26 protein-coding genes are annotated in these 23,927 nt (G+C 72.9%); 16 read left to right on the top strand and 10 right to left on the bottom strand.

Annotated elements, in window-relative coordinates; all coding sequences use genetic code 11:
- Positions 1 to 36: 36 nt before the first annotated feature.
- From AC1DP1_RS04280 to AC1DP1_RS04250, 7 genes are read left to right on the top strand one after another with little or no spacing between them, the layout of a single operon-like run.
- Positions 37 to 1,029, top strand: coding sequence for a hypothetical protein (locus AC1DP1_RS04280; protein WP_477505787.1), 993 nt, complete (start codon positions 37 to 39; stop codon positions 1,027 to 1,029).
- Complete coding sequence (locus tag AC1DP1_RS04275) at positions 1,026 to 1,772, top strand: hypothetical protein (RefSeq protein ID WP_300048155.1); 747 nt, start codon at positions 1,026 to 1,028, stop codon at positions 1,770 to 1,772. Before AC1DP1_RS04280 ends, AC1DP1_RS04275 begins: the two co-directional genes overlap by 4 nt.
- Positions 1,772 to 2,176 (top strand): hypothetical protein, encoded by a 405-nt coding sequence (locus AC1DP1_RS04270; RefSeq protein WP_457187961.1) that lies wholly within the window; start codon positions 1,772 to 1,774, stop codon positions 2,174 to 2,176. Before AC1DP1_RS04275 ends, AC1DP1_RS04270 begins: the two co-directional genes overlap by 1 nt.
- Positions 2,177 to 2,208: 32 nt before the next feature.
- Positions 2,209 to 3,294, top strand: coding sequence for a sulfotransferase family protein (locus AC1DP1_RS04265; RefSeq protein WP_477505786.1), 1,086 nt, complete (start codon positions 2,209 to 2,211; stop codon positions 3,292 to 3,294).
- Positions 3,294 to 4,259 (top strand): hypothetical protein, encoded by a 966-nt coding sequence (locus tag AC1DP1_RS04260; protein ID WP_477505785.1) that lies wholly within the window; start codon positions 3,294 to 3,296, stop codon positions 4,257 to 4,259. Before AC1DP1_RS04265 ends, AC1DP1_RS04260 begins: the two co-directional genes overlap by 1 nt.
- On the top strand, positions 4,256 to 6,034 hold the full coding sequence (locus AC1DP1_RS04255; RefSeq protein ID WP_477505784.1) for a glycosyltransferase: 1,779 nt from the start codon (positions 4,256 to 4,258) through the stop codon (positions 6,032 to 6,034). Before AC1DP1_RS04260 ends, AC1DP1_RS04255 begins: the two co-directional genes overlap by 4 nt.
- A 3-nt stretch (positions 6,035 to 6,037) precedes the next feature.
- Positions 6,038 to 7,609: a glycosyltransferase gene (locus AC1DP1_RS04250; protein WP_477505783.1), complete on the top strand. Its 1,572-nt coding sequence runs from the start codon at positions 6,038 to 6,040 to the stop codon at positions 7,607 to 7,609.
- Positions 7,610 to 7,792: 183 nt separating this feature from the next.
- On the opposite strand, the gene AC1DP1_RS04245 is transcribed toward AC1DP1_RS04250, so the two are convergent.
- The 3 genes from AC1DP1_RS04245 to AC1DP1_RS04235 all read right to left on the bottom strand — a co-directional run bounded on the left by AC1DP1_RS04245 (position 7,793) and on the right by AC1DP1_RS04235 (position 10,453).
- Complete coding sequence (locus tag AC1DP1_RS04245; RefSeq protein WP_477505959.1) at positions 7,793 to 8,923, bottom strand: nucleotide sugar dehydrogenase; 1,131 nt, start codon at positions 8,921 to 8,923, stop codon at positions 7,793 to 7,795.
- A gap of 61 nt (positions 8,924 to 8,984) precedes the next feature.
- Positions 8,985 to 9,683, bottom strand: coding sequence for a hypothetical protein (locus AC1DP1_RS04240; protein ID WP_477505782.1), 699 nt, complete (start codon positions 9,681 to 9,683; stop codon positions 8,985 to 8,987).
- Positions 9,684 to 9,718: 35 nt separating this feature from the next.
- Positions 9,719 to 10,453: a hypothetical protein gene (locus AC1DP1_RS04235; RefSeq protein WP_457187949.1), complete on the bottom strand. Its 735-nt coding sequence runs from the start codon at positions 10,451 to 10,453 to the stop codon at positions 9,719 to 9,721.
- A 117-nt stretch (positions 10,454 to 10,570) separates the two neighbouring features.
- On the opposite strand from AC1DP1_RS04235, the gene AC1DP1_RS04230 reads away from it, so the two are divergent.
- The gene (locus AC1DP1_RS04230) at positions 10,571 to 10,708 is read left to right on the top strand and encodes a hypothetical protein (RefSeq protein WP_191193652.1); all 138 of its coding nucleotides are present in this window, start codon (positions 10,571 to 10,573) and stop codon (positions 10,706 to 10,708) included.
- Here the strand turns inward: AC1DP1_RS04230 and AC1DP1_RS04225 are convergent.
- Positions 10,702 to 11,322, bottom strand: a complete 621-nt coding sequence (locus AC1DP1_RS04225; protein ID WP_477505781.1) for a DUF998 domain-containing protein — start codon at positions 11,320 to 11,322, stop codon at positions 10,702 to 10,704. The genes AC1DP1_RS04230 and AC1DP1_RS04225 overlap by 7 nt on opposite strands.
- Before the next feature lie 81 nt (positions 11,323 to 11,403).
- Here AC1DP1_RS04225 and AC1DP1_RS04220 point away from each other — a divergent pair, with 81 nt between their 5' ends.
- From AC1DP1_RS04220 to AC1DP1_RS04210, 3 genes are read left to right on the top strand one after another with little or no spacing between them, the layout of a single operon-like run.
- Positions 11,404 to 11,538: a hypothetical protein gene (locus AC1DP1_RS04220; protein WP_477505780.1), complete on the top strand. Its 135-nt coding sequence runs from the start codon at positions 11,404 to 11,406 to the stop codon at positions 11,536 to 11,538.
- Between the two features lie 31 nt (positions 11,539 to 11,569).
- Positions 11,570 to 12,583 (top strand): beta-ketoacyl-ACP synthase III, encoded by a 1,014-nt coding sequence (locus AC1DP1_RS04215; protein ID WP_477505779.1) that lies wholly within the window; start codon positions 11,570 to 11,572, stop codon positions 12,581 to 12,583.
- 54 nt (positions 12,584 to 12,637) lie between these two features.
- Positions 12,638 to 13,567, top strand: a complete 930-nt coding sequence (locus AC1DP1_RS04210) for an NADP-dependent oxidoreductase (protein WP_477505778.1) — start codon at positions 12,638 to 12,640, stop codon at positions 13,565 to 13,567.
- A 21-nt stretch (positions 13,568 to 13,588) separates the two neighbouring features.
- Here AC1DP1_RS04210 and AC1DP1_RS04205 read toward each other — a convergent pair whose 3' ends face one another.
- Positions 13,589 to 14,371: an alpha/beta fold hydrolase gene (locus AC1DP1_RS04205; protein ID WP_477505777.1), complete on the bottom strand. Its 783-nt coding sequence runs from the start codon at positions 14,369 to 14,371 to the stop codon at positions 13,589 to 13,591.
- A 128-nt stretch (positions 14,372 to 14,499) separates the two neighbouring features.
- On the opposite strand from AC1DP1_RS04205, the gene AC1DP1_RS04200 reads away from it, so the two are divergent.
- From AC1DP1_RS04200 to AC1DP1_RS04190, 3 genes are read left to right on the top strand one after another with little or no spacing between them, the layout of a single operon-like run.
- On the top strand, positions 14,500 to 14,958 hold the full coding sequence (locus AC1DP1_RS04200; protein ID WP_477505776.1) for an SRPBCC domain-containing protein: 459 nt from the start codon (positions 14,500 to 14,502) through the stop codon (positions 14,956 to 14,958).
- On the top strand, positions 14,955 to 15,293 hold the full coding sequence (locus tag AC1DP1_RS04195; protein ID WP_477505775.1) for an ArsR/SmtB family transcription factor: 339 nt from the start codon (positions 14,955 to 14,957) through the stop codon (positions 15,291 to 15,293). Before AC1DP1_RS04200 ends, AC1DP1_RS04195 begins: the two co-directional genes overlap by 4 nt.
- 41 nt (positions 15,294 to 15,334) lie before the next feature.
- A complete protein-coding gene (locus AC1DP1_RS04190) occupies positions 15,335 to 15,820 on the top strand; it encodes an SRPBCC family protein (protein WP_457187907.1) in 486 nt (161 codons plus the stop codon).
- Between the two features lie 244 nt (positions 15,821 to 16,064).
- Here the strand turns inward: AC1DP1_RS04190 and AC1DP1_RS04185 are convergent, their stop codons facing one another.
- The 5 genes from AC1DP1_RS04185 to AC1DP1_RS04165 all read right to left on the bottom strand — a co-directional run bounded on the left by AC1DP1_RS04185 (position 16,065) and on the right by AC1DP1_RS04165 (position 21,813).
- A complete protein-coding gene (locus AC1DP1_RS04185; RefSeq protein ID WP_477505774.1) occupies positions 16,065 to 16,586 on the bottom strand; it encodes a nucleotidyltransferase domain-containing protein in 522 nt (173 codons plus the stop codon).
- Positions 16,587 to 16,683: 97 nt separating this feature from the next.
- Positions 16,684 to 17,448, bottom strand: a complete 765-nt coding sequence (ddaH, locus tag AC1DP1_RS04180; protein ID WP_477505773.1) for a dimethylargininase — start codon at positions 17,446 to 17,448, stop codon at positions 16,684 to 16,686.
- A gap of 37 nt (positions 17,449 to 17,485) precedes the next feature.
- On the bottom strand, positions 17,486 to 19,183 hold the full coding sequence (locus AC1DP1_RS04175) for a long-chain-fatty-acid--CoA ligase (RefSeq protein WP_477505772.1): 1,698 nt from the start codon (positions 19,181 to 19,183) through the stop codon (positions 17,486 to 17,488).
- Positions 19,184 to 19,262: 79 nt separating this feature from the next.
- Positions 19,263 to 21,275, bottom strand: a complete 2,013-nt coding sequence (locus tag AC1DP1_RS04170) for an oxidoreductase (RefSeq protein WP_477505771.1) — start codon at positions 21,273 to 21,275, stop codon at positions 19,263 to 19,265.
- A gap of 1 nt (position 21,276) precedes the next feature.
- Positions 21,277 to 21,813, bottom strand: a complete 537-nt coding sequence (locus AC1DP1_RS04165) for a PadR family transcriptional regulator (protein WP_477505770.1) — start codon at positions 21,811 to 21,813, stop codon at positions 21,277 to 21,279.
- A gap of 203 nt (positions 21,814 to 22,016) precedes the next feature.
- Here AC1DP1_RS04165 and AC1DP1_RS04160 point away from each other — a divergent pair, with 203 nt between their 5' ends.
- Together AC1DP1_RS04160 and AC1DP1_RS04155 are read left to right on the top strand one after the other, a co-directional pair.
- Complete coding sequence (locus AC1DP1_RS04160; RefSeq protein ID WP_477505769.1) at positions 22,017 to 23,165, top strand: CaiB/BaiF CoA transferase family protein; 1,149 nt, start codon at positions 22,017 to 22,019, stop codon at positions 23,163 to 23,165.
- Complete coding sequence (locus tag AC1DP1_RS04155) at positions 23,162 to 23,896, top strand: glutamine amidotransferase (RefSeq protein WP_477505768.1); 735 nt, start codon at positions 23,162 to 23,164, stop codon at positions 23,894 to 23,896. Before AC1DP1_RS04160 ends, AC1DP1_RS04155 begins: the two co-directional genes overlap by 4 nt.
- The last annotated feature ends 31 nt before the right edge of the window (positions 23,897 to 23,927 follow it).

Here is a 23,927-nt window from a genome sequence, read left to right as displayed (position 1 = left end):
CGACCGCCCCAGACGAGATCGACGAAGGACCCGCCCGTGAGCTTCCAGGTTGACCCCGATGCGCTGACCGCGGCGTCGCGACTCGCGACCAGGCAGCACGACCACATCGGCACGATCGACGACTACATCAGCTCGTCCTGCAGCAACTTCGGTGCCTTCTCCGGGGTGCTCAACCTGTTCCAGGGCAGCTACGAGTCGGCGGTCTCGACGGCCCACGACGGGCTGCGCGACTCGCGGTCCGTGGCCGACAAGGTGCGCGACGCGTTCATCGACTCGCGTGACGACTACCTCGACACCGACGAGGCGACCTACGACCGCTTCCGCGCCCTCGCGCCGGACCCGTCCGGCTTCCCGCCCTACGCCCCGGCCGGCAGCGGCAACGACACCCCGGGCGCCCCGCTGTCCGACGCCCCGCAGGACGGCACGAAGATCCCCGACCTCGAGGACAAGCACCCCGGCATCTCCGACGGCGCCTCCGCGGTCGGCGACAAGGTCAAGCCCGGCAACGACGTCGACAAGCCGCCGCCGTGGACGGACCCGAAGAAGGCCGCCTCCGACGCCGTGACCGACGCGTTCGAGCGCCGCACCGACGAGTACCAGTACTACCGCTCGCTGGGCTACTCCGACGAGGAGGCGTTGCAGTACGCCAAGACCGACGGGATCGACGCGCACGCCGACACGATCAACCACGACCGGATCAACCGCACCGCCGAAGGTGCCTACAACGCCGAGTACGACCGGGCGATCGCCGACGGGGCCAGCCCGGAGGACGCCCGCGAGCGGGCCAACGACGCCTACGCCGACTCGCGCTCGCGCGACTCCGCCGACCACGACCGGCGTCGTGACATCGGCGAGACGGCGTCGACCTACACCGACCTCTACGACGAGGGGAAGCAGGTCGTCGACAACGTCAACGACCTGGTCGACAACGTCGACGAGATCGGCGACAACGCCGACGACCTCGGCGAGTACGACGACTACCAGTCCCAGGACGAGGACACGAGCGCACAGGAGTGGGCCGGACGATGACGACCATCACCGAGCACGTCAACCCGGTGTCGGCGGTGGCCGGCGGCACGCCCCCGGGCACCCAGGGCCAGTACATCGAGGACAAGAAGGGCGAGTGCGGGCTGATCATCCCGGCGATCGACGGCATCGTCGACAAGATCACCGGATGGAGCCTCCTCGAGGCGCTCTTCAAGCCGGTGGCCGGCGACTTCAACGCCGTGTCGTCCATGCAGCTCGCGTGGGGCAACGTCGGCAATGCCTGCGCCGGCGTGGGCCAGAACTACACCTCGCTCGGCCAGCAGCTGCCCGCCGTCTGGCAGGGCCCGGCCGGCAGCGCCGCGGCCTCGCGGATGGCCGACGTCGGCCAGATGCACGCCGACCAGCAGGAGGCCTCGGGCTACATCGCCGAGCAGCTCGGGCACGTCATCGAGGTCGGCAAGGCCACCCTCGACGTGCTGGTCATCGCCATCGACTTCATCGACGGCGTCATCCAGGAGCTCATCATCTCGGGGCTCGCCGGTCCCATCGGCTGGCTGAAGGCGGGCGTCAGCGCGCCCGGCAAGGCCCGGCGCATCATCGAGCTGATCCACGACGGCCTGCGCGCGATCGAGAAGCTCACCCAGGCCGCGCAGGCCCTGCTCAAGGTGCTGCGCTACGTCAACGCCGGGCTCGGCGGCGCCAACGCGGTCCTGACCTCGATCAGCACCGCCCAGCACGCCAGCGCGGGCAACCGCACCGACGACTCCGCCCAGCAAGGATTCTGATGGCCCTCTCCGACGACCCCGGCCTCCAGGCCGCCCTCCAGGACTCGCGCCGCCAGGCGAACGAGGCCACCGCGTCGCTGCGCCAGCTCGCCGCCCACCTCGGAGCCGAGCGCGACAAGTTCCGCGCCGAGTCGGCCCGCCGCATCCAGGACCTGCAGGCGCAGGCCCGCCGCGGCGAGCTCGGCCCCGACCAGGAGCGCCTCCAGCGCCGGGTCGACGCCGGCGAGACCTCGTGGCGCGACATCGCCTCCGGCGCCGACGACGACCCGACGGCGGAGGCCGCCCGCACCCACCTCGGCACCAGCCTGACCGCACTGCGCGAGGAGCTCGAGCACGACGACGCGTTCCAGGAGGCCGACGCCGCCGCGCGGGCCCAGCAGGAGCGGGCCACCCCCGAGCACTGATCGGTGCCCGGCGCCCCCGATAGGCTCCGATCATGACCGAGCCCACCAGCCGCCGCGTCGTGTTCGTCGTCGGCTCGGGCCGCAGCGGCACGAGCACGATGGCCGGCACCCTGCGCACGCTCGGCCTGCACGTGCCCCAGCCGGAGGTGGTCGCCGACGCGACCAACCCGAAGGGGTTCGGCGAGCCGCGCTGGGTCGTCGACCTGCATGCCGAGCTCCTCGCGCGCAGCAACGTCCAGGTCTCCGACGCTCGGCCGCGGGCGTGGCTCGACACCGGCACGACCAGCGGCGACCACGCCACCCGGGAGCGCGTCACCGCGTGGCTGGAGCAGCAGTTCGACCTCGGCGACGAGCTCGTCATCAAGGACCCCCGCGCCGCCTGGTTCCTCGGCCTGTGGCGGGCGGCCGCCGACCGCTGCGGTGCCACGTCGTCGTACGTCACGATGCTGCGGCCGGTCACCGAGGTCGTCGGCTCCAAGCAGACCTACTACGGGCCCGCTGGAGGGCGGAGAGGCGCCGGCTCCGACCAGGGCGCCGTCACCCGCACCGCCGCATGGGTCAACATGATGCTCCACACCGAGCGGGCCACCCGCGGCCAGCAGCGGGCGTTCGTCCACTACGGCGACCTGCTCGAGGACTGGACGCAGCCGGTGTTCGCGCTCGGGGAGGCCTTCGACCTCGCCGCGGTGAAGACCGCGATGGCCGTCGACATCGCCGAGGTGCACCGCTTCATCGACCCGTCGCTGCGGCGGGTGACGATGACGTGGGACGACATCGGCGTCCCCACGCGGCTCCGGGAGCTGGCCGACGAGACCTGGGAGGCGCTCGACGCGATCGCCCGGGACGACTCGACCGCGTCCCGGGAACGGTGCGACCAGCTGCGGGCCGCCTATTCGGAGCAGTACGCCGAGGCCGAGGCGTTCGCACACTCGACGGTCGTCGCCCAGCGGCGCGCGGCCGCCGCGGAGGCCCGCCGCGAGGCCGGCGCGACGGGCGAGACCCGCAGCGGCGCCGACCGCGTGCCCCACGCCGTCCGCGCGATGGTGCCGCCCGCGGCCCGGCAGAAGCTGCGCAAGGCGATCGGCCGGGAGCGCTCGTCCCAGCAGGATCGGGCCTGATGCCCGACATCGCCTCCCTCGAGGGGGACCCGGCGTACGACGTCACGTGGCCCTGGACGTCCGGCGAGCCGCTGGTCCCCGGGCTGACGTGCGTCTTCCGGGTCCGCAACGAGGCGCGCAACCTGCCGTGGGTGCTGCCGCCGATCTTCGCGGCCGTCCAGCACGTGCTGGTCGTCGACAACGGCTCGGACGACGGCACCGCCGACGTCGCGCGCGCGGTGGCCGAGGAGTGCGGCGCCGCCGACCGGCTGACCGTCCTCGACTACCCCCACCGCGTCTCGCGCGCCGGCGGCGAGCACCTCGCGACGCCAGCGACGAGCGTCCACTCGCTGACCCACTTCTACAACTGGTGCTTCTCCCACGTCCGCACGACGTACTCGATGAAGTGGGACGGCGACATGGTGCTGACCCCGGAGGGCACGGGCATCCTGCGCGACCTGTCGTGGCAGCTCCAGTCCACCCGCGCGATCGTCGCGATGCCGCGACACCCGCTGACCGTCGTCGACGAGACGACCGGCTGGCTCGACCTGTCGCTGCGGTTCCTCGAGCCGTGGATCTACCCCATGGGGCCGGAGTTCACCTTCGTGAAGGCCTTCGACTGGGAGATCCGCGAGTTCCCGCCGGGTGTCGAGCGCATCGTGCTCCAGCAGGGCCTGGTGCTCGAGGTGAAGTGGCTCGACGCCGACGAGTACGCCCACTGGCGGCGCGACGGCGTCGACTTCACCAACACCCGGCTCTACCGCAAGCTGCGGGAGTTCGAGGTCGACGAGGCCATCCGCAACGGCGACCCCGAGGCGCTCGGCGGGCTGGTCAGGGTCACCGCTCCCGAGGGCGTCCACATCATCGACCACGTCAGCCGCGACTGGCTCTGGCGCCAGCCCCGCCCGCTCGTGCAGCACTCGCTGCCTGCCTCCCTCAAGCACCGAGACCTCAGCCCAGACCTCAAGGAGCGCGCACGACCGTGACGCATCCCCTCCACGACCTCCGGCTGCCCGGCCCCACGCTGGTCCTGGTCGACGACTCCGACAGCCTCGCGCTCGGCGCGCTGCAGGGCATCGAGGACCTGCCCGGCATCGAGCCGACCGTCGTGCCGCTGTCCACGCTCGACGGTCCCCGCAAGGGCTGGGGCTCGGTGCTCGTCGTCGCCGCCGACCGCGCCCGCCTGCGGCGGATGGCCAGCGCCGTACCCCTCCTCGGCCAGTGCAAGGCCGTCGCCTGCTGGCTCACCGACGCGCCCACCCCGTGGGTGCTCGTGCCGCGCCCGGAGTGGCCGCGACTCGTCCACCTCGCCGCCCGTGAGGCCGACGACCGCGGGGTGCTCACCGTCGCCCGCTTCGCCTCCGGCGCCCGCGCGCAGCTCGTCGTGATGGAGATGGCCCGCCAGGCCGCCGGCCCCGGCGACACCACCCACGGCGGCCTCGTCGTGTCGTACGCCGGTCGTCCCGCCGCCCCCGGTCTCGACGCCCGGGCCGTGTTGTTGCCCGACGTCTCGGGTGCCGGCGACGCCGAGCGCGACGTGCCGCCCGACGTGGTCGTCGCCCGTCGCGGAGGGGACGTCGCGGAGCACCACGTCATCGACCGCGCGCCGACCGTCGTCACCGACCCCGGTCCCGAGCCCGTCGACGAGCTGGTCTTCAACCCGATCGGCTTCCGCAAGGACTGGGACCACCCCGTCGTCGACCTCGCCCGGCTGGTCGCCGGTTCGGGCCGCGGCCCGGTCACCGAGGACGTCGTTGCGGCGGCCCGCGCCTTCCAGGCCGTGCGCCTGCCGGCCGACACGAGCACCGCCGACCTGCTCGCGCTGGCGATCTCCGGGGTGCCGGTGGTCACGGAGGGCGTGCTCGACGTGGCGCCGCCGCTCGCCGCCGCGCTCGACGCGACGGTCGACCTCGACGACCCGCTCCGCCGCGAGGAGCACAGCCTCGTCGTGCGTCGCGCCGCCTTCGACCACCACTCCACCCTGGCCTGGCGCTCGGCGCTCGCCGCGCGCGCCGGCGTGCGCCACGTCGGGCTTCCGGCGGTCAGCGCCCTGCTGTCGACCAAGCGGCCCGAGATGCTCGACTTCGCGCTGCGGCAGGTCGCGCGGCAGCGGGGCGCGGAGGTCGAGCTCGTCCTGGCCGCGCACGGCTTCGAGCCCGACCGCGACGCCGTACGCCGCGCGCTCGGCGACCGCCCGCACCAGGTGCTGAGCTTCGACGAGTCGACGTTCTTCGGCGACGTCCTCACCGCCGCGGCGCGGGCCGCGTCGAGCGAGGTGCTGCTCAAGGTCGACGACGACGACTGGTACTCACCCGACGCCGTGCACGACCTGCTGATGGCCCGCCGGTTCTCCGGCGCCGACGTGGTCGGGATGCCGTCGGAGTTCGTCTACCTCCACGCCAACGACGACCGCGACGACCTCACCGTCCGGCGCAACCACCCCTCGGAGCTCTTCGCCCGCTTCGTCGCCGGTGGCACGCTCCTGCTCGACCGCGGGCTGCTCCGCTCGCTCGGAGACTTCCGCCGCGTGCGGAAGTTCGTCGACGCCCAGCTGCTCGCCGGGGTCGAGGCGTCCGGCGGCCGGATCTACCGCACCCACGGCCTCGGCTACGTCCTGCGGCGCACCGGAGCGGGACACACCTGGCAGCGTGACGACGAGGAGTTCCGCCGACCTGACATCGTGGCCTCCGAGTGGGAGGGCTTCCAGCCGAGCCTGGCGCTGGAGGTCGACCCGCTCGACCGGCCTGACGGGGGGAGGTAGGACATGGCACGGCAGCCGGTGGTGCGCCACAACGACTGGGGGTCGCTCACCCCGCCGACCCTCGGTGGGTGGGAGCCGACGCTGTCGGTGACGGTCGTCGTGCCGACGTTCAACTACCAGCGCACGCTGCCCTACGTCCTCGCCGCGCTCGCCGGACAGTCCTACCCCTCGCACCTGCTCGAGGTGCTCGTCGTCGACGACCAGAGCTCGCCGGCGCAGGAGCTGCCCGAGGTGCGCCCCGACAACACGCGGCTGATCCGGGTCGAGGAGGGCTGGGGACGCGCCAACGCGTGCCACCTCGGCGCGCTCGCGGCCGACGGCGACGTCCTGCACTGGTACGACGCCGACATGCTCGCCCACCGCGAGGAGGTCGAGGCCCACGCGCGCTGGCACCACCTCGTGGACTACGCCGTCCCGGGCGGACACAAGCTCTTCGTCGACCCGGCCCCCCTGCTGGAGGTCGACCCCGCCGTCGTGCGCGACCGGGTGGCCGCCGGCGAGGCGGGCGAGCTGTTCCCGGGCCAGGAGCACGAGCCCCACCAGTGGGTCGAGGACTACTGGGCCAAGACCCACGACCTCCGCGAGGCCGGCCCGCGCGCCCAGCGCTTCCACATCGGCATGACCGGCTCGGTCACCAAGGCGCTCTACCTCGACTCCGACGGCTTCGACCGCACCCTGCGCCTCGGCGAGGACATGCACCTCGGCCACTCGCTCGCCCAGGCCGGCGGTGTCTTCGTGGTCGACCGCGAGGCGCGCAGCTGGCACCTCGGCCGCTCGCAGGTCCTGCGCCGCGCCGAACAGGTCAACCGGTTCAACGACCCCTACCTCGCCGACCTCGTGCCGACGATGCGCCCCAAGCGCAACCGCCACGGGCGCGCCTACCAGGTGCCCTACCTCGAGGTCGTCCTCGAGGCCGGTCCCGCCGACGAGACGATCCACCTCGTCGACTCGCTGCTCGACGGAGACGTCCCCGACCTCCGGGTGAGCGTCGTCGGCCCGTGGTCGAGCGTCCACGACGACCGCGTCCAGCCGGTCGAGGACCCGGTGCTGGAGACCCGCCTGGTGCACCGGTCCTTCCTCCACGAGCCGCGGGTGCGCCTCGTCGAGGAGGCGCCGTCACGCTCCGACGCGGAGTTCGTGCTGACGCTCCCTGACGTCTCGCTCGCCCCGCAGCCCGCTGCCGTGGCGGCGCTCCTCGACGACCTCGAGCGCACCCACCACGGCGCCCGCGTGCTGTCGTACGACTCGGGCGCGGCCGCGCGGCTCGAGCGCACCTCGGCACTGGCCCGCGTCGACCGCCTCGCCGGTCCTGACGACGACCGCGAGGCGCTGCTCGACGAGTCGTTCGGCGTGAAGACCTATCCCGCGACGTCGGTCGGCTGGGTGCCGGTCGCCGATCGCGTGGTCGAGCGCTTCGTCCTCGGCGCCCGCCCACCCATGGACCCCGACAAGTCGGAGAAGCGCCTGCGCAAGTCCCTCGACAAGGCCGCCGAGCGCCCGGTCGACGCGCCCGGTCCGACGGTCGCCCCGGTCGAGGAGGAGCACCGGCGCGGGCTCTTCGGCCGCCGCCGCTGATCCGCCGACCGGGCACCTCCTCGCGCTACGACGCGCCGACCGGGCACTTCCTCGCGCTACGACGCGCCGACCGGGCACTTCCTCGCGCTACGGCACCCGTCTTCCGCGAGCAAGTGCCCGGTCAGTGGTCTGGTGTGCGAGGAAGTGCCCGGTCAGTGGTCTGGTGCGCGAGGAAGTGCCCGGTCAGTCAGCGCCGAAGAGGTCGCGCGTGTAGACCTTGTCGGCCACGTCTCGGAGCTCGTCGACCATCCGGTTGGCGACGATGACGTCCGCGCGCTCCTTGAAGGCGGCGAGGTCGGCGGTGACCTCGGAGCCGAACCACGAGTCGACGGCGAGCTCGGGCTCGTAGACGACGACCTCGACGCCCTTGCCCTTGAGCCGCTTCATGATCCCCTGCACCGACGACTCGCGGAAGTTGTCCGACCCGGCCTTCATGATCAGCCGGTGGATGCCCACGACCTCCGGGGCGCGGTCGAGGATGTCGAAGGCGATGAAGTCCTTGCGCGTCGTGTTGGCGTCGACGATCGCGGAGATCAACGTCTGCGGGACGTCGGAGTAGTTGGCCAGCAGCTGCTTGGTGTCCTTGGGCAGGCAGTAGCCGCCGTAGCCGAAGGACGGGTTGTTGTAGTGGGTGCCGATCCGCGGGTCGAGGCCGACGCCGTCGATGATCTGCCGGCTGTCGAGGCCGCGGGAGAGGGCGAAGGAGTCGAGCTCGTTGAAGAAGGCGACCCGCATCGCGAGGTAGGTGTTGGCGAAGAGCTTGATCGCCTCGGCCTCGGTGGGCTCGGTGAAGAGCACGGGGACGTCGTCGGCGTCGGCGCCCTTGACGAGCAGCTCGGCGAACGCGCGCGCCCGCTCGGAGTCCTCGCCGACCACGATCCGCGCGGGGTGGAGGTTGTCGTGCAGCGCTCGCCCCTCGCGCAGGAACTCGGGGGAGAAGATCACGTCCGCGATCCCCAGCCGCTCGCGCACGTCCTCGATGTAGCCCACCGGCACGGTCGACTTCACGACCATGGTGGCGCCGGGCTCGATGCGGTGCACGTCGCGCATGACGGCCTCGATCGAGCTGGTGTCGAAGTAGTTGGTGACCGGGTCGTAGTTGGTCGGCGTCGCGATGATCACGAAGTCGGCGCCGGTGTGGGCCTCCTCCGCATCGGTCGTGAAGGTGACGTCCAGCTCCTCCTCGGCCAGGAAGCGCGAGATGTCGTCGTCGTGGATCGGGCTCTCGCCCTGACGCAGCTTGTCGATCCGCGGGGCGTCGAGGTCGAGGCCGACGACGGTGTTGTGCCGGGCGAGCAGCACGGCCATGGACAGGCCGACGTAGCCGAGGCCCGCGACGGAGATCTTCGTGGTCACGCGGTCAGTCTGCCCCACGTCAGGCCGGCAGGACCGCGAACCACGGCTCCGACCAGCCCGCGACGCGCAGGGCGCCGCGGTCGAAGGCGTCGCGCGTGATCGTCACCGGACCTCCGCTCGCGGGGTCGTACGCCGTCAACGTCGCGTCGTCCCCGCCGACGACCAGGACGACGTGGCGCGGCAGCGTCCGGTTGCCGACGTAGAGCGGCACGGCGTGGCCCAGCGCGACGGCGCGCACCACGTCGTCGTACGCCTCACCGCGGCGTCGCGGCGAGACGGCGAGCACCCGCTGGCGGGTGCCCGGGGCGGACGTCCCGCCGGTGACGGTGAGCTCGTGGGCGAGCGCCCAGGGGGCCGTGCCGAGGGACCGCGGCCACGCGACCTGCAGCGCACCGGAGGCGCCGTACCAGCGGTTGGTGCGCACGTGCGTGGCGAGCACCTCGTCGGCGAAGCGGCGCCGGCGCGGCCGCGGGTCACGCGTGCGGCCGGCGGCCTCGCCGGTGTCCAACCACCGGGCGTAGTCGCGGTCGCCCAGCATCTGCGCCACGACCAGGCACGCCGAGCCGCACGTGGTGCGGTCCGGCTGGACGAGTCCGGTGGGGAGGTCACGTGGGGCAGCTGCGAGCGGTGCGGGCACGAAGACCTGGTGGGGCCGCTGGGAGGCTGCGGCCCGCACCAGGTCGGCTGCGAGGACCAGAAGGTGCTCGAGCAGGCGCATGAGGCATGTCTACCGCGCCGGCCCGGGTGGGCGGGTCAGCCGCGTTCGGAGGAGTCCCCGGTCACGACGACGTAGAACCGCTTGCGGGTGCCGTCGGCGGTGACGGTGCCGTCGCTGTTGCGCGGGCTGACCACGAGGTGGTTCGTGTTGCCGGTGCCGGGGGGCGCGCAGTTGACCACGCCGGGCTGGCACATCGCCGCCGAGATCTCGCCGGCGAACTCCGGGTTGGCGTCCGCACCCGTCGCGCGGCCGTTGGTGACGCCGTCGCCGTTCTGGTCCACGGTGTTCTGCAGGGCGACGACGGCCAGGACGCCGTTGTTGGTGAGGTTCTCACCGGCGTCGATGTAGACGTTGCCGTTGGCACGGAGCCCGGCGGTGTCGGGGCCTGCCGCCGCGAGGGTCGGGTAGGCGGCGGTCACGGAGAAGCCGCCGGACTGCGCGACGATGGCGCCGGTCGCGTCGACGAGCGCCCAACGACCGACCCCGGCGGGGCCCTGGGCGCCCTTCGGGCCGGCGGGCAGCTGGCCCTCCTTGAAGTCGCGGGAGCGGAGCGATCCGTCCTTGACCTGACGGGCCCCGATCGTGTCGTTCTTGATGTCCTTGCCCTGGATCGTCTTGTTCTTGATGTCCTTGGACTGGATCGAGTTGTTGCGGATGTCGTCGGAGCCGATCAGCCCCGTCGCGTACGACGTCCCGGTGGACGCCACGACGAGCGCCATCACGGAGACGGCCATGGAGGGGGAGGGGCGGCGGAGAGAGGGGAAGCGCATCGGTCTGGGACCCTTCGTCGACATGTCCGCCGGGACCGGCGGCTCCCTCTGTGTTCGGAGTGATCCGGCTCACGGATTGCCACGGATCACCTTGCCGCTGCTGGGTACGGTCCGGACATGGGTATGGCAAAGAAGATCGCGGCCTTCGGCATCGCCAAGAAGGTCTACGACGAGGCGCGCAAGCCTCACAACCAGGCCAAGATCAAGCAGGCCGTGCAGAAGGTGCAGGAGCGCCGCGGCGGCAAGCGCTACTGAGCGGCCGAGCCTCGCGGGCGCCGGCGCAGGCCGGCGTCCCAGGCGTACGCCGCCAGGCCGAGGAGTACCGGCCACAGCGCGGCCCGCTCGATCGCTCCGGCCGCCCGCCCGTCGCCGGAGACCACGAACCCCACCGCTGCCGTAGCCGTGAGCACCCCGGTGGCCAGCAGCGCGTTGCCCAGCCGCGGCCGCTCCCGGCGCACCTGACGCCCGAGCAGCAGCAGCGCCAGCGGCTGGGCGACGAACAGCGGCGTCGCGGCGAGGGCGTGCAGCGCGGCGTCCTGGTCGAGTGGCGCCAGCCCCGTGGCGTACGAGCTCAGTCCCGACACCACGAGCAGCCCGGTCACCCAGGGCCCGAGCTGCCTCGCGAGCAGCAGCGCGCCGACGGCCAGCGCGACGCCGTAGACCATGAAGGCGCCGTTCATCACCTCGTGCCGCGGTGAGCAGTACGACGCCGTGCACCCGACCTCGCCGAGCCGGCTGACCGAGTCGGCGACGAAGCTGTAGCCGCCCGTCGTGGCGGCGGCCGTGACGACCTCGGCAGCGATGTAGGTGGGCCGCAGCAGGAGGACCAGCGCGCCGAGCAGGGCGGCGCGCGACGGGGTGGCGGGCACGCGGCCAACGTACGGGCGCACTCCCATCACTCAGGGTGGGAAGGCGTTGCCACGTCCGGGTGGTCGGCGTAGGACTGGAGGATGACCACCACACCAGTCGAACCCGATTCCGACCCCGAGATCGTGCCCTCCGGCGACCCGGGCCTCGACCCGATCGACCCGGGCGAGGTGCCCGACTCGCCCGTCCCGGAGACCCAGCCCACCAGCGACCTGTGACGCTCGTCGCAGGCCTGCTTATGCTCGCCCCATGACCATCCAGCAGTCGACCGACCTCACCCACGCCGCGATGCTGGGGCTCGGTGTCCACCGTCCCGCGCGGGTCGTGACCAACGACGAGGTCTGCGAGGTCCTGGACTCCTCCGACGAGTGGATCCAGACCCGGTCGGGCATCAAGACCCGGCGCTTCGCCGCCGAGGACGAGACCCTCATCGGCATGTCGATCTCGGCGGCCGAGAAGGCGCTGCAGGCCGCCGGTGTGGGTGCCGAGCAGATCGGCTGCGTCATCGTCGCGACGTCGACCCACCCGGAGCACACCCCCGCCTCGGCCCCGCAGGTCGCCTCCGCGCTCGGTATCACGGCGGCAGCGTTCGACATCTCCGCCGGGTGTGCAGGCTTCTGCCACGCGCTCAACCTGGCCGCGTCGATGGTGCGCGCGGGCGCCGAGAGCCACGTGCTGGTCATCGGGGTCGAGCAGCTGAGCCGCTTCATGGACCCGACCGACCGGGGCACCGCGTTCATCTTCGCCGACGGCGCGGGTGCGGTCGTGGTGGGTCCGTCCGAGGCAGCCGGGATCGGTCCCACGGCCTGGGGCTCCGACGGCTCGCAGGCCCACGTCATCACCCAGACGCCGAGCTGCATCGGCGGCCACTCCGGGCGCGAGGGGGCCGACCACCCGGTGGTCCAGATGGAGGGCACCGCCGTCTTCCGCTGGGCGCCGTTCGCGATGGCGAAGGTCGCGCACGAGGCGCTCGACCTGGCCGGCGTCTCCGTCGACGAGCTCGACGCCTTCATCCCGCACCAAGCCAACCTGCGGATCACCCAGACCCTCGCCAAGAACATCCAGCTCCCCGACTCCGTCGCCATCGCCACCGACGTGGTCGACTCGGGCAACACCTCGGCCGCGTCGGTGCCGCTCGCCATGGAGGCGATGCTGCGCAAGGGCGAGGCGGCGGCCGGCGACACCGCGCTCCTGATCGCGTTCGGTGCCGGGCTGAGCTACGCCGGCCAGGTCGTCACCGTCCCGCCGCTCGCTCAGGAGTAGGTCCGAGCCGGTCCGGTTCCCGGGCGGTCACGGGGTCCCGGCTAGGTTCGGGCGATGGCACATCGGTGGATCGCGACCCGTCCTGGCGGCCTCGACGTCTTCGTGCTCGAGGAGCACGACGTCCCCGCCCCGCAGGCGGGCGAGGTCACGATCTCCGTCCGCGCCGCCGGGATGAACCCCGCGGACGCCAAGCACGTGGCGACCGGCGCCGGCGACTTCCCGAGGGCGATCGGCTACGAGGTCGCCGGGGTCGTCACCGCGGTCGGACCGGGGGCCGAGATCGGCTCGGGACCGGTGGCGGTGGGTGACGAGGTCCTCGCCTTCCGCATCAGTGGCGGCTGGGCGACCGAGGTGACCGTGCCGGCGCAGGACGTCTTCGCCAAGCCGCCGTCGCTGTCGTTCGGCGAGGCCGCCAACCTGCTGCTCGCCGGCACGACCGCCGCCGAGATGCTGCACGTGGTCGGCGTCGCCCGCGGCGACACGATCGTGGTGCACGGTGCGTCCGGTGCCGTCGGCGTCAGCGTGCTGCAGCAGGCCGCGTGGATCGGCGCACGGGTGATCGGCACGGCCGGCCCGGCCAACCACGACGTCGTACGCCGCTTCGGTGGCGAGCCGGTCGCCTACGGGGACGGACTCGAGGAGCGCGTCCGCGCCGCCGCACCGGAGGGCGTCGCCGCGGCGCTCGACTGCGTGGGCACCGAGGAGGCAGTCGCGGTGTCGCTGTCCCTGGTCGCCGACCGCGGTCGCATCGTCACGATCGCGGCCGCGGACCGGGCGCGGGACGAGGGCTTCCTGGCCATCGCGGGTGCGCGGCCCGCCAGCCGTGAGTTCCGCGCATCCGTACGGGCCGAGCTGGTCCGTCGTGCGGGAGCGGGCGAGCTCGTCGTGCCCGTGGCCCGCTCGTTCCCGCTGGCCGACGCCCTCGCCGCGACCGAGCTGCTGATGGGCCAGCACCCCGGTGGAAAGCTCGTGCTCGTGCCCTGACTGCTCGTGCCCTGACGCGAGTCAGGTCGGGCGGGCGAGGCGGTCGGCCACGACCGTCCACACGTCCGGGTCGAACCCCATCCCGAGGTGCGTCGACGACACCTCGACGTGCTCGGCCGACGGCGTCGCGCGGTCGATGCACGCCTGCCACGACACGACGCCGTCGCGGCGGGAGAACAGCACCGTGAGCGGCACCCGGATCGGGGAGGACGCGTCGAGCCGGCGGGCGACGCGGTCGGCGTGGGCGTCGGCCCCGGCGTTCGAGGAGCGGGCGACGCTCGTGTGGCGGGACCCGCCGGCCACTGGCGTGCCGTAGGTGATGACACGTCGTACGGCGTCCGGGTGGCGTCGCGCCACCTCCCGGGCGATGACGCCGCCGAGGCTCCACCCGACCAGCGAGGCGGGCTCGCCCTTCTCGTCGACCAGCTCGAGCACACGCCTCGACAGCCGCTCGACGTCGCGGCGCGGGTCGCCGGTGTTGGTGCCGAAGCCCCAGCCGCGGGCGTCGTACCCGAGCCGGTTGAGGTAGGCGCGCAGCGGCGCACCCGTGAGCTCGGGGGCCTTCCAGCCGGGGATGTCGACCACGAGGTGGCCGTCGCCGCGGGGCGCCGCCGCCAGCCGGGGGAGGGCCGCGACCAGGCGGGCCGCGTCGAGCGGCGCCGCGAGCTCGCCGAACATCGTCACAGGCGTCGGCGGGCCGTCGGGGCGGGAGAGGTCACGGGCGTCGTCGCGGGCCCTGGCACGGGACCGGAGGCCGGTGGCGGAGAGCACGGCCGCGCCGGTCGGCCAGGTGCGGGAGGGCATGCCGGGACTGTACGTCGGGCAAGCAGGTCCACCAGCCTCGCGCTCGCGGCCAGTCGCGCAATTGATGGTTGCGCGTGGGCGGCGGCCCGCGTACGGTGATGAGCAACCAAGAGTTGCGGGAGGCTGTCATGGAGCTGGGGACCATCGAGCGGGAGCTGTACGTCGAGGCGACCCCCGCTGTCGTCTTCGAGGTGGTGAGCGACCCGGCCCACGTGAAGCAGTGGTGGTCCGACGACGCGCGCTACGAGGCCGTCGTCGGGTCGGAGGGCGAGATCCTGTTCGCCGACGCCGACGGCGGGAAGGTCGAGGCGTTCACCGTCGTGGAGATGCAGCCTCCCACCCGCTTCTCCTTCCGCTGGACACACCCGGCCGGGGAGGAGGCGGTGGAGGGCAACTCGCTGCTCGTCACCTTCGAGCTCGTCCCTCGAGGCACGGGCACGCTCGTGCGCTTCCGGGAGACCGGCTTCCGTGAGCGCGGCTGGGCAGCCGCCGTGGAGCAGGCGACCTACGAGGACCACGTCCGCGGGTGGGACTACTTCCTGCCGCGCCTCGTCACGCACGCCGCGGCCCTGGACGTCCGGCCATGACGCAACTCGTCGATGACGCGCTGTGGTCCGCGATCGGCGACCCCACTCGGCGCCGGATGATCGACCTGCTGCTCGCGGCTGGGTCCGCCACCTCGACGTCGTTGAGCGAGCGGCTCCCGGTCAGCCGACAAGCGGTCGCGAAGCACCTGGCCGTGCTCGACAGGGCGGGGCTCGTGCACGGGCAGACGGCCGGGCGGGAGCGGCACTACCGGATCGACGAGGAGGAGCTCGCCCGCGCGCTGGCGCAGCTCGACGCCGTGAGCACGGCCTGGGACGGCCGGCTCCGACGGATCAAGCGCCTCGCCGAGGCCCTTCAGAACGAGCGCAAGGACTGAATCCTCCGGCGGACCCTCCGCCCCCACACGAAAGGATCGACATGAACGACCTGACCCACACCTTCACCGTCGACGCGACGCCGCAGGAGGCCTATGAGGCCATCATCGACGTCCGCTCCTGGTGGGGCGCGACCAACATCGTCGGCGACACCGACCGACTGGGAGCCGACTGGTTCTACCTGGTGCCGGACCTCCACTACTCCAAGCAGCGCACCGCCGAGCTCGTCCCCGGCGAGCGCGTCGTGTGGGAGTTCACCGACGGACACCTCGGATTCATCGCCGACAAGGGCGAGTGGATCGGGACGACGGCCCGCTTCGACATCACCGCCGACGACGGCCGGACGCGGGTGACGTTCACGCACGAGGGCATCGCGGCGGGCGACCAGTGCTTCGACGTCTGCCACGACGCCTGGCGGCACTACATCACCGACAGCCTTCGCCAGAGGATCCTGACCGGCCGCGGCACGATGCGTACCCGCGAGGAGGACCTGGCGGCCGTGGGCCAGCACGCCGTGTCTCGGGCGTAGGGGCACGGGGACGGGTCCGTGCCGCACAAGTCGGGTGCGCGCCGCCATGGTCGCGGGCTAGCCTCGAGCCCTCGCCCCACCCCTGGGGCGGACGAGCTCCGCAGGCTCGACCTGCGCGGCGACCGTGATCCGTGAACAGTGGTCCGACCACATCGGCAGGGGTTGCCCGACGGGCCGGGTCTGACGACCCGGCCCGTCGGTGCCAGGCGGTCGTGGCCCGTACGTGCTCGGTGAGCGTCCCGGCTCACCTCGTCGCGACGACGGCGCGGAGCGCGGCGAGGTCCGCCCGGTCCTTCTCGCCGCCCGCATCGTCGGGCCGCGGGACACCCTTGCCCTCGATCATCTTCTCCAGCGTCAGGACGCGGACCCGGAGGTGGCCGAGCGGGCGACGGGCGTGGTCGAGCGGTCCGGCGGACACCACGATCGGCTGTCCCGGCACCGGCACGACGACCCGGCCCTGGTCGTCGGTCTCGACGAACGTCAGCTGTAGGGCGTACCCGTCCCCGGCATACTCGGTGCCGACCAGGTCGTCGTCGCGAGGCGTGTGGACCCAGCCGGCGACGGTGAGCGCTGCGTCGACCGCGGCCTCGTCAACGCGCTGGACGAGGACGTCGATGTCGTCGTGCGCGCGGGTGAGGCGACCGACCCACAGGTCCACGGCCCACCCGCCGAAGAACCAGTGCTCGAGGCCCGCCGAGTCCAGGGCGTCGGCGGCGCCGGCGAGCGCGGCCGTCTGCGGCGTCAGCTCCAGCGACGGCTCGCCCATCCGTGTCCCGCTTCCTCGGTCCGTGTCTCCGGCCAGAGTCCTCCGCGCCACGAGGCGCTGGCAAGGGCACGGTCCGCCGGTCCGGACCGGGAGGGCGTCAGCCGCGCAGGCGCACGGACAGGCAGGTGACGCAGCCCTCGAGCTTCTCGTACTCGGTGACGTCGACGGCGACCACCCGCAGCCCGCGCTCCTCGTACAGGGCGCGCGTCCGGGGCGCCGCCGACGACATCAGCACGGTCGCCTCGTCGAGCAGCACGACGTGCGACCCAGGCTCCTCCGGGACGCCGAGGAAGGAGTCCCACACGGACGGGTCGTCGACGACCTCCTCCCACCCCACGACGGTGCCGTCGGGCAGCGCGGTGACCGCCGACTTCAGGTGCAGCGCCTTGGTCAGGGGTACGGCGACCACGGAGGCGCCGAGCGGTGCGAGGTACGCGGCGAGCTGGTCGATGCCGGCCTGGTTGGTGCGCCCGCCGAGACCGACCCAGACCGTGCCGTCGTGCTTGAGGACGTCACCGCCGTCGAGCGTGCCGGGCGACTCGATGCGGGCGATCCGGAAGCCCAGCTCGCGCAGCGTCTGCTCGGTGCCGGCGACCTCGGCCTTGCGCTCGTCGGCGCCGGGATGGGTGAGGACGGCCAGGTCGTCGTACATCACCACCGTGTCCTCGACGAAGACCGAGTCGGGGCAGTCCGGTGCCGGCGGGACCTCGATCGTCTCCCAGCCCTCGGCCTGCAGCGCGGCGACGTACGCCTCCCACTGGCGCTGAGCGAGGTCGACGTCGACCGGGACACGGTCGAGGTGGGTCAGCAGGCCTTCGGCGAGGCGGGGGCTGGGGCGGCGGACGAGGGCGCGACGGTTCACCCGCCGATCCTCCCAGCCACGTGTGGGCCGGGGAACGTCAGTCGCGCGGATCCTGCAGCAGGGCGACGACCTCGCGCCGCAGGACCTTGCCCATCGGGTTGGTCGGCAGCTCCTCGACGAACACCACCCGGCGCGGCACCTTGTAGGGCGTGAGGTCCTGCCGTGTGTGCGCCCGGAGCTCGTCCGGCTGCACGGGTACGCCCTCCACGAGCACGACGGCGGCGACGACCTCCTCGCCACCGTCCTCGTGCGGCAGGCCGACGACCGCCACGTCCACCACCCCGGCGTGCGTGCGGAGGACGGCCTCCACCTCGGAGGGGTAGACGTTGAACCCGCCGGTGATGATGACCTCCTTGATCCGGTCCACGATCGTCAGGAACCCGTCGGGCGACATGGTCACCACGTCGCCCGTGCGGAACCACCCGTCGTGGAACGCGGCCGCCGTCTCGTCCGGCAGGCCGCGATACCCCGCGAAGACCTGCGGACCCCGCACCAGCAGCTCGCCGCGCTCGCCCTGCGGCACTGCGCTGTCGAGGTCGTCCTGGTTCGCGATCCGGATCTCCACGTCGGGGAACGGCACCCCGATCGCACCCGGGCGGCGCGCGCCGGTCATCGGGTTGCCGACGATCACCGGCGACGTCTCGGTGAGGCCGTAGCCCTCCACGAGCAGCCCGCCCGTGACGGCCTCCCAGCGCTCGACGAGCGCAGCGGGCAGGGGCATCGCCCCCGACAGGCCGTAGCGGATGCCCTTGATCGAGACGTTGCGGCGCTGCGACTCGTCGACGATGCGCTGGTAGAGCGGCGGCACCGCCGGCACGAAGCTCGGCACCTCGCGGGCGACGGCGTCCATGATCAGGCCGATCTCGGGCTTGGGCAGCAGCACCAGCTTGGCGGCGAGGGCCACGCCGAGCAGCACGCTCACCGTCACGCCGTAGGCATGGAACAGCGGCAGCGCCACCAGGAAGGACTCCTCGCCCTCCTTCAGCCCCGGCACCCAGGCGCGACCCTGCATCACGTTGGCGACGAGGTTGCGGTGCAGCAGCGGCACGCCCTTCGGCACGCCGGTCGTGCCGGAGGTGTAGAGCAGGAGCGCGACGTCGTCGCGGTGCGGTCGCGGGTGCGAGTCGTCCAGCGGAGCGGCGGAGGCCAGGTCGGCCCACTGCATGACCTGGGGCGCCGGTGCCGTCAGCTGTTCCCGGGCCGTGCGCGCCTTCGCGATCGGCAGGCGCAGCGCCAGCCGCTTGCGCCACGGGAGCCGGGTGGTCATGTCGACGGCGACGACGTGCTCGAGGGCCGAGCCGGCGACGAGCTCCTCGACGACCGGCACGACCTTGTCCCACACGATCGCGACCCGGGCGGCGTGGTCGACGAACGGGCGACGCAGCTCCGCCGCGGTGTAGAGCGGGTTGTGCTCGACGACGGCGGCGCCGAGGCGCAGCACCGCGAAGAAGGCGATGACGTTCTGCGGGCAGTTCGGCATCACCAGTGCGACGTTGTCGCCGGGACGTACGCCGAGCGCGTGCAGGCCGCCCGCCACGCGGCGTACCTCCTCGTCGACCTCGGCGTACCTCGACACCCGGCCCAGGAAGTCGACCGCGGGGCGATCGCCGTGGTGGCGCACTGCGTCGTCCCACAGGTCGAGCACCGTGGTGTCGCCGTAGTCGAGGTGCAGGGGCACGCCCGGGGCGTAGGACTCTGCCCACGGGGGCTGCTGAGCCGGCACGGTGTTCCTCACGTCCATCGTCGCGGGAGGGGGCCGCGACGCTCCCAACGTATCGCTCGGAGCGGGTGCGGCGCCGCCCGGGCCGGAGGCCTCACAGCCCCGCGACGACCTCGGTCCCTTGCTTGATCGCCCGCTTGGCGTCGAGCTCGGCGGCGACGTCGGCGCCACCGATGAGGTGCGCCTCGCGCCCGAGTCCGTCGTAGAGGTCGCGCACGGAGTCCTGGCCGGCGCACACGACGATCGTGTCGGCCTCGATCACGCGCGTGGCGCCGTCGACGGTGACGTGGAGGCCCGCGTCGTCGATGCGGTCGTACGCCGCCCCGCTGACCAGGGTCACCCGCGACTGCTTGAGCACCGCGCGGTGCGCCCAGCCGGACGTCTTGCCGAGCCCGATGCCGATCGGGGTGGTCTTGCGCTGCACCAGGGTGACCTCGCGCGCGGGCGTGCGCGGCTTGGCCTCGGTGAGCCCGCCCGCGGTCAGCGACGGGTCGCCGACGCCCCAGTGGGCCATCCAGTCGTCGAGGTCCTCCTCCTCGTGCGTGAGGAAGACGCTCACGTCGACGCCGATGCCACCCGCGCCGATCACCGCGACCCGCTTGCCCGGGACGACCGCGCCGCTCAGCACGTCGGCGTACGACGCCACGCTCGGGTGGTCGATGCCGGCGATCTCCGGGAGTCGCGGGGTGACGCCGGTCGAGACGATCACCTGGTCGAAGCCGGCGAGGTCGTCGGCGGCGGCCTCCGTCGAGCGGCGTACGTCGACCCCGAGGACCTCGAGGCGTCGGGTGAAGTAGCGCAGGGTGTCGGCGAAGTCCTCCTTGCCGGGGACCGCCATGGCCAAGCGGAACTGGCCGCCGAGCTCGGGCGACTTCTCGAAGAGGGTCACGGCGAAGCCGCGCTCGGCCGCCGACGTGGCGGCGGCGAGGCCGGCCGGGCCGGCGCCGACCACCGCGACGGTCTGCTTGCGGAGAGTGGGCATGAGGACGAGCTCGGTCTCGTGGCAGGCGCGCGGGTTGACCAGGCAGGAGGCGCGCTCGTTGCTGAAGACGTGGTCGAGGCAGGCCTGGTTGCAGGCGATGCAGGTGTTGATCTCGTCGGCGCGCTCGTCCATCGCCTTCGCGACGAAGGCCGCGTCGGCCAGCAGCGGTCGCGCCATCGAGACCAGGTCGGCCTCGCCGGCGGCCAGGATGTCCTCGGCGAGCTCGGGGGTGTTGATCCGGTTGGACGCGCAGACCGGGACGTCGACGACCTCCTTGAGACGCGCCGTGTACGAGCGCCAGGCGCCGCGCGGCACCTGCGTGATGATCGTCGGGACGCGCGCCTCGTGCCAGCCGATGCCGGTGTTGAAGACGGTGACACCGGCGGCCTGCAGGTGCAGGGCGAGCTCGGCGGTCTCCTCCCAGGTCTGGCCGCCCTCGACCAGGTCGAGCAGGGAGATCCGATAGACGATCGGGAAGTCGTCGCCGACCAGCTCACGCGTTCGTCGTACGACCTCGACGGGGAAGTGCATGCGGCGCGCGGCCGACCCGCCCCACTGGTCGTCGCGGTCGTTGGTGCGGGCGGCGAGGAACTGGTTGATGAGGTAGCCCTCGGAGCCCATGATCTCGACGGCGTCGTAGCCGGCCTTCTTCGCGAGCGCGACGCTCCTGGCGAAGGCGGTCGCGGTGTGGTCGACCTCCTTGGTCGACATGGCGCTCGGCTTGAACGGCGTGATCGGCGACTTCTTGTCCGACGCGCTCTGCGACAGCGGGTGGTAGCCGTAGCGGCCGGCGTGCAGGACCTGCAGAGCGATCGCGCCGCCCGCGTCGTGGACGGCGCCGGTGATCCGCTCGTGCCGCTTCGCGTGGAGGCGGTTGGTCATCTCGGAGGCGAACGGCTTGAGCCAGCCACGCTTGGTCGGCGCGTAGCCGCCGGTGATGATCAGGCCGACACCCCCGCGCGCCCGCTCCTCGAAGAACGCCGCGAGCTTGTCGATGTCCCACGGGTGGTCCTCGAGCCCGGTGTGCATCGAGCCCATGACGACGCGGTTGCGGAGCGTCAGCGCGTCCGGCCCGTCGCCGAGGGTGATCGGCTCGAGCAGGTGGGGGTAGAGGGGGTGCGTCATGTCAGTCCTTCGCGTGGGCGTGCAGGTAGTCGGTGATCCAGTCGATCCAGAAGCGTTCGAGGCGGATGCCGCCGCGCAGCACCAGCCACTGGTCGAGCCCGGCCCCGTCGAGGGCGGTCGGGTCGGGGAACTGCTCGCGCTCGAGCCCCTCGTAGTGCGCGAGCCGGGTGGCGTGGTCGGCCCGGGCGTCCAGGAGGTTGGCGGCCAGCGCGGCGCGGTCGCCGTACGACGCCCCGCGCAGCTTGACCGCCAGCTCGCTACGGAACGTCTCCATCGGCATCGGCGTGGCCAGCCACTCGGCCAGCACCCGTCGCCCCTCGGTCGACGGCGTGTGGACCCGCTTGTCGGGCCGGCCCTCCTGCTCGACGACCTCGACGCCCACCCATCCGTCGGCCTCCATCCGCGCCAGCACGCGGTAGATCTGCTGGTGGGTGGCGTGCCAGAAGAACCCCAGCGACTTCTCGAACCGCCGGGTCAGCTCGAGCCCGCTCGCCGGGCGCTCGCTGAGCGCGACGAGGAGGGCGTGCTCGAGGGCCATGCGGGCCATGGTGCCCGACCTATGCAACGAGTTGCAAGGATCTAGGTCGAAGATCACTCGGCCGCTCGTCGCCAGCGATCCCCGGTCGACCGGGGATTCCGTACGTTGTCGGCCCGTGCAAAGCCTGACAACTTCAGTGGTCCCCGGTCAGCCGGGGATCACTGGAACGCCGACCCTGACAGCGGCGGTGTCATGATCGGCGCATGACGTACGAGCTGGGGCAGGGGACCGGGCCGCTGCGGGGCGTGCGGGTGGTCGAGGTGGCGGGCATCGGGCCCGGGCCGCACGCGTGCATGCTGCTGGCCGACCTCGGTGCCGACGTGGTGCGGATCGACCGGCCGGGCGGCGGGATGTTCGCCAGCGGGCGGGCCGACGTGCTCAACCGCGGCCGGCCGAGCGTCGCGCTCGACCTGAAGCGGCCGGAGGCGATCGAGGCCGTGCTCGACCTCGTCGAGCGGGCCGACGTGCTCGTCGAGGGGATGCGCCCGGGCGCGATGGAGCGGCTCGGGCTCGGCCCGGACGCCTGCCACGCCCGCAACGAACGGCTGGTCATCGGCCGGATGACGGGCTGGGGCCAGGACGGGCCGTGGAGCCAGGCCGCGGGCCACGACATGAACTACATCGGGATCACCGGCGCGCTCCACGGCCTCGGCCAGGACCGCGACCGGCCGCACTTCCCGGGCAACCTGCTCGGCGACTTCGGCGGCGGCTCGACCTACCTCGTCATCGGCATCCTCGCCGCGCTCCTCGAGGCGCGCACGAGCGGTCGGGGACAGGTCGTCGACGCCGCGATCGTGGACGGCACGGCCCACCTCAACGCGATGGCCTCGACGTTCGCTGCCCTCGGCCTCGACACCGGCACGCGCCGCTCGGGGCTGCTCGACGGCGGCACCCCCTGGTACGACGTCTACGAGACCGCCGACGGCCGGCACGTGAGCGTCGGGGCGCTCGAGCCGCAGTTCTGGGCTGCGCTCGTCGAGCGCATCGGCGTCGAGCTGCCCGACCGCGACGACCCGGCCAACCACGCCACCATCCGCGGCGCCCTGATCAGGCGGTTCAAGGAGCGGACGCAGGCCGAGTGGGCCGAGGTCTTCGACGGCACGGACGCGTGTGTCGCGCCCGTCGTACCCCTCGCCGAGGCGCCCGCCCATCCGCACCTCGCGGCGCGTGGCACCTTCGTCGAGCGCGACGGCGTCACCCAGCCGGCGCCCGCGCCGCGCTTCTCGCGGACCGCGTCCACCATCAGCAGCGGGCCAGCGCTGCCGGGGGAGCACACCCGGGCGGCGCTCACCGCCTGGGGCATCGAGGACGTCGACGGACTGATCGCAGGCGGGGCCGCGGTGCAGGCGTGAGGCCCTTCCTCTTCCTCGGCACCCGCGCCGAGGACGACGTCGCCCAGCAGGAGTACGACGCCGTGCTCGCCGGCTGCGGCCTGCGGTCCGACGAGCTGGTGCGCGTCCGCCTCGAGGCAGGCCCGCTGGGGGAGGTCGACCTCGATGAGTGGTCCGGGATCATCCTCGGCGGTGGGCCCTACAACATGTCCGACCCCGAGGACGCGAAGTCGCCGGCCCAGCGCCGGGCCGAGGCCGACCTCAGCACCCTCGCGGCACGGGTGGTCGCGGCCGACGTCCCGTTCCTCGGCGCCTGCTACGGCATCGGCGTGCTCGGCATCCTGCCCGGCGGGGTCGTCGACCGGACCTTCGGCGAGCCCATCGGAGCGCTGCCCGTGCGACTCACCGACGCGGGTCGGGACGACCCGCTCTTCGGCGCGCTGCCGGTGGAGTTCACGGCATACCTCGGTCACAAGGAGGCGGTCGCGCGGCTGCCCGGCGGTGCGGTGCTGCTCGCCTCCACCGACACCTGCCCGGTCCACGCCTTCCGGATCGGCCGCAACGTCTACGCCACCCAGTTCCACCCCGAGCTCGACGCCGTCGCGATCTGCGACCGGATCGACGCCTACAGCGCCCACGGCTACTACGAGCCGCACGAGCAGGAGCACCTCAAGACCGCCGCCCGCGAGGCGATGGTGACCGAGCCGGTGCGGTTGCTGGCGCGGTTCGTGGAGCTGTACGCGCGGACCTGAGGACTCTCGTAACTCACGGTTACGCTTGTCG

The sequence above is a fragment of the Nocardioides sp. P4_G10 genome (assembly GCF_056401175.1).
Note: the sequence above shows the minus strand (reverse complement) of the source record. Positions and strands in the feature narration are given on the sequence as shown.

What these genes read in the sequence shown, in the direction of transcription:
- AC1DP1_RS04190 (WP_457187907.1), top strand. Translation starts at nt 15,335, where the DNA reads ATGAACGACCTGACCCACACCTTCACCGTCGACGCGACGCCGCAGGAG.
- AC1DP1_RS04215 (WP_477505779.1), top strand. Translation starts at nt 11,570, where the DNA reads ATGACCATCCAGCAGTCGACCGACCTCACCCACGCCGCGATGCTGGGG.
- AC1DP1_RS04260 (WP_477505785.1), top strand. Translation starts at nt 3,294, where the DNA reads ATGCCCGACATCGCCTCCCTCGAGGGGGACCCGGCGTACGACGTCACG.
- AC1DP1_RS04275 (WP_300048155.1), top strand. Translation starts at nt 1,026, where the DNA reads ATGACGACCATCACCGAGCACGTCAACCCGGTGTCGGCGGTGGCCGGC.
- AC1DP1_RS04200 (WP_477505776.1), top strand. Translation starts at nt 14,500, where the DNA reads ATGGAGCTGGGGACCATCGAGCGGGAGCTGTACGTCGAGGCGACCCCC.
- AC1DP1_RS04210 (WP_477505778.1), top strand. Translation starts at nt 12,638, where the DNA reads ATGGCACATCGGTGGATCGCGACCCGTCCTGGCGGCCTCGACGTCTTC.
- AC1DP1_RS04230 (WP_191193652.1), top strand. Translation starts at nt 10,571, where the DNA reads ATGGGTATGGCAAAGAAGATCGCGGCCTTCGGCATCGCCAAGAAGGTC.
- AC1DP1_RS04165 (WP_477505770.1), bottom strand. Translation starts at nt 21,813, where the DNA reads ATGGCCCTCGAGCACGCCCTCCTCGTCGCGCTCAGCGAGCGCCCGGCG.
- AC1DP1_RS04235 (WP_457187949.1), bottom strand. Translation starts at nt 10,453, where the DNA reads ATGCGCTTCCCCTCTCTCCGCCGCCCCTCCCCCTCCATGGCCGTCTCC.
- AC1DP1_RS04270 (WP_457187961.1), top strand. Translation starts at nt 1,772, where the DNA reads ATGGCCCTCTCCGACGACCCCGGCCTCCAGGCCGCCCTCCAGGACTCG.
- AC1DP1_RS04240 (WP_477505782.1), bottom strand. Translation starts at nt 9,683, where the DNA reads ATGCGCCTGCTCGAGCACCTTCTGGTCCTCGCAGCCGACCTGGTGCGG.
- AC1DP1_RS04205 (WP_477505777.1), bottom strand. Translation starts at nt 14,371, where the DNA reads ATGCCCTCCCGCACCTGGCCGACCGGCGCGGCCGTGCTCTCCGCCACC.
- AC1DP1_RS04195 (WP_477505775.1), top strand. Translation starts at nt 14,955, where the DNA reads ATGACGCAACTCGTCGATGACGCGCTGTGGTCCGCGATCGGCGACCCC.
- AC1DP1_RS04220 (WP_477505780.1), top strand. Translation starts at nt 11,404, where the DNA reads ATGACCACCACACCAGTCGAACCCGATTCCGACCCCGAGATCGTGCCC.
- AC1DP1_RS04265 (WP_477505786.1), top strand. Translation starts at nt 2,209, where the DNA reads ATGACCGAGCCCACCAGCCGCCGCGTCGTGTTCGTCGTCGGCTCGGGC.
- AC1DP1_RS04250 (WP_477505783.1), top strand. Translation starts at nt 6,038, where the DNA reads ATGGCACGGCAGCCGGTGGTGCGCCACAACGACTGGGGGTCGCTCACC.
- AC1DP1_RS04185 (WP_477505774.1), bottom strand. Translation starts at nt 16,586, where the DNA reads ATGGGCGAGCCGTCGCTGGAGCTGACGCCGCAGACGGCCGCGCTCGCC.
- AC1DP1_RS04170 (WP_477505771.1), bottom strand. Translation starts at nt 21,275, where the DNA reads ATGACGCACCCCCTCTACCCCCACCTGCTCGAGCCGATCACCCTCGGC.
- AC1DP1_RS04160 (WP_477505769.1), top strand. Translation starts at nt 22,017, where the DNA reads ATGACGTACGAGCTGGGGCAGGGGACCGGGCCGCTGCGGGGCGTGCGG.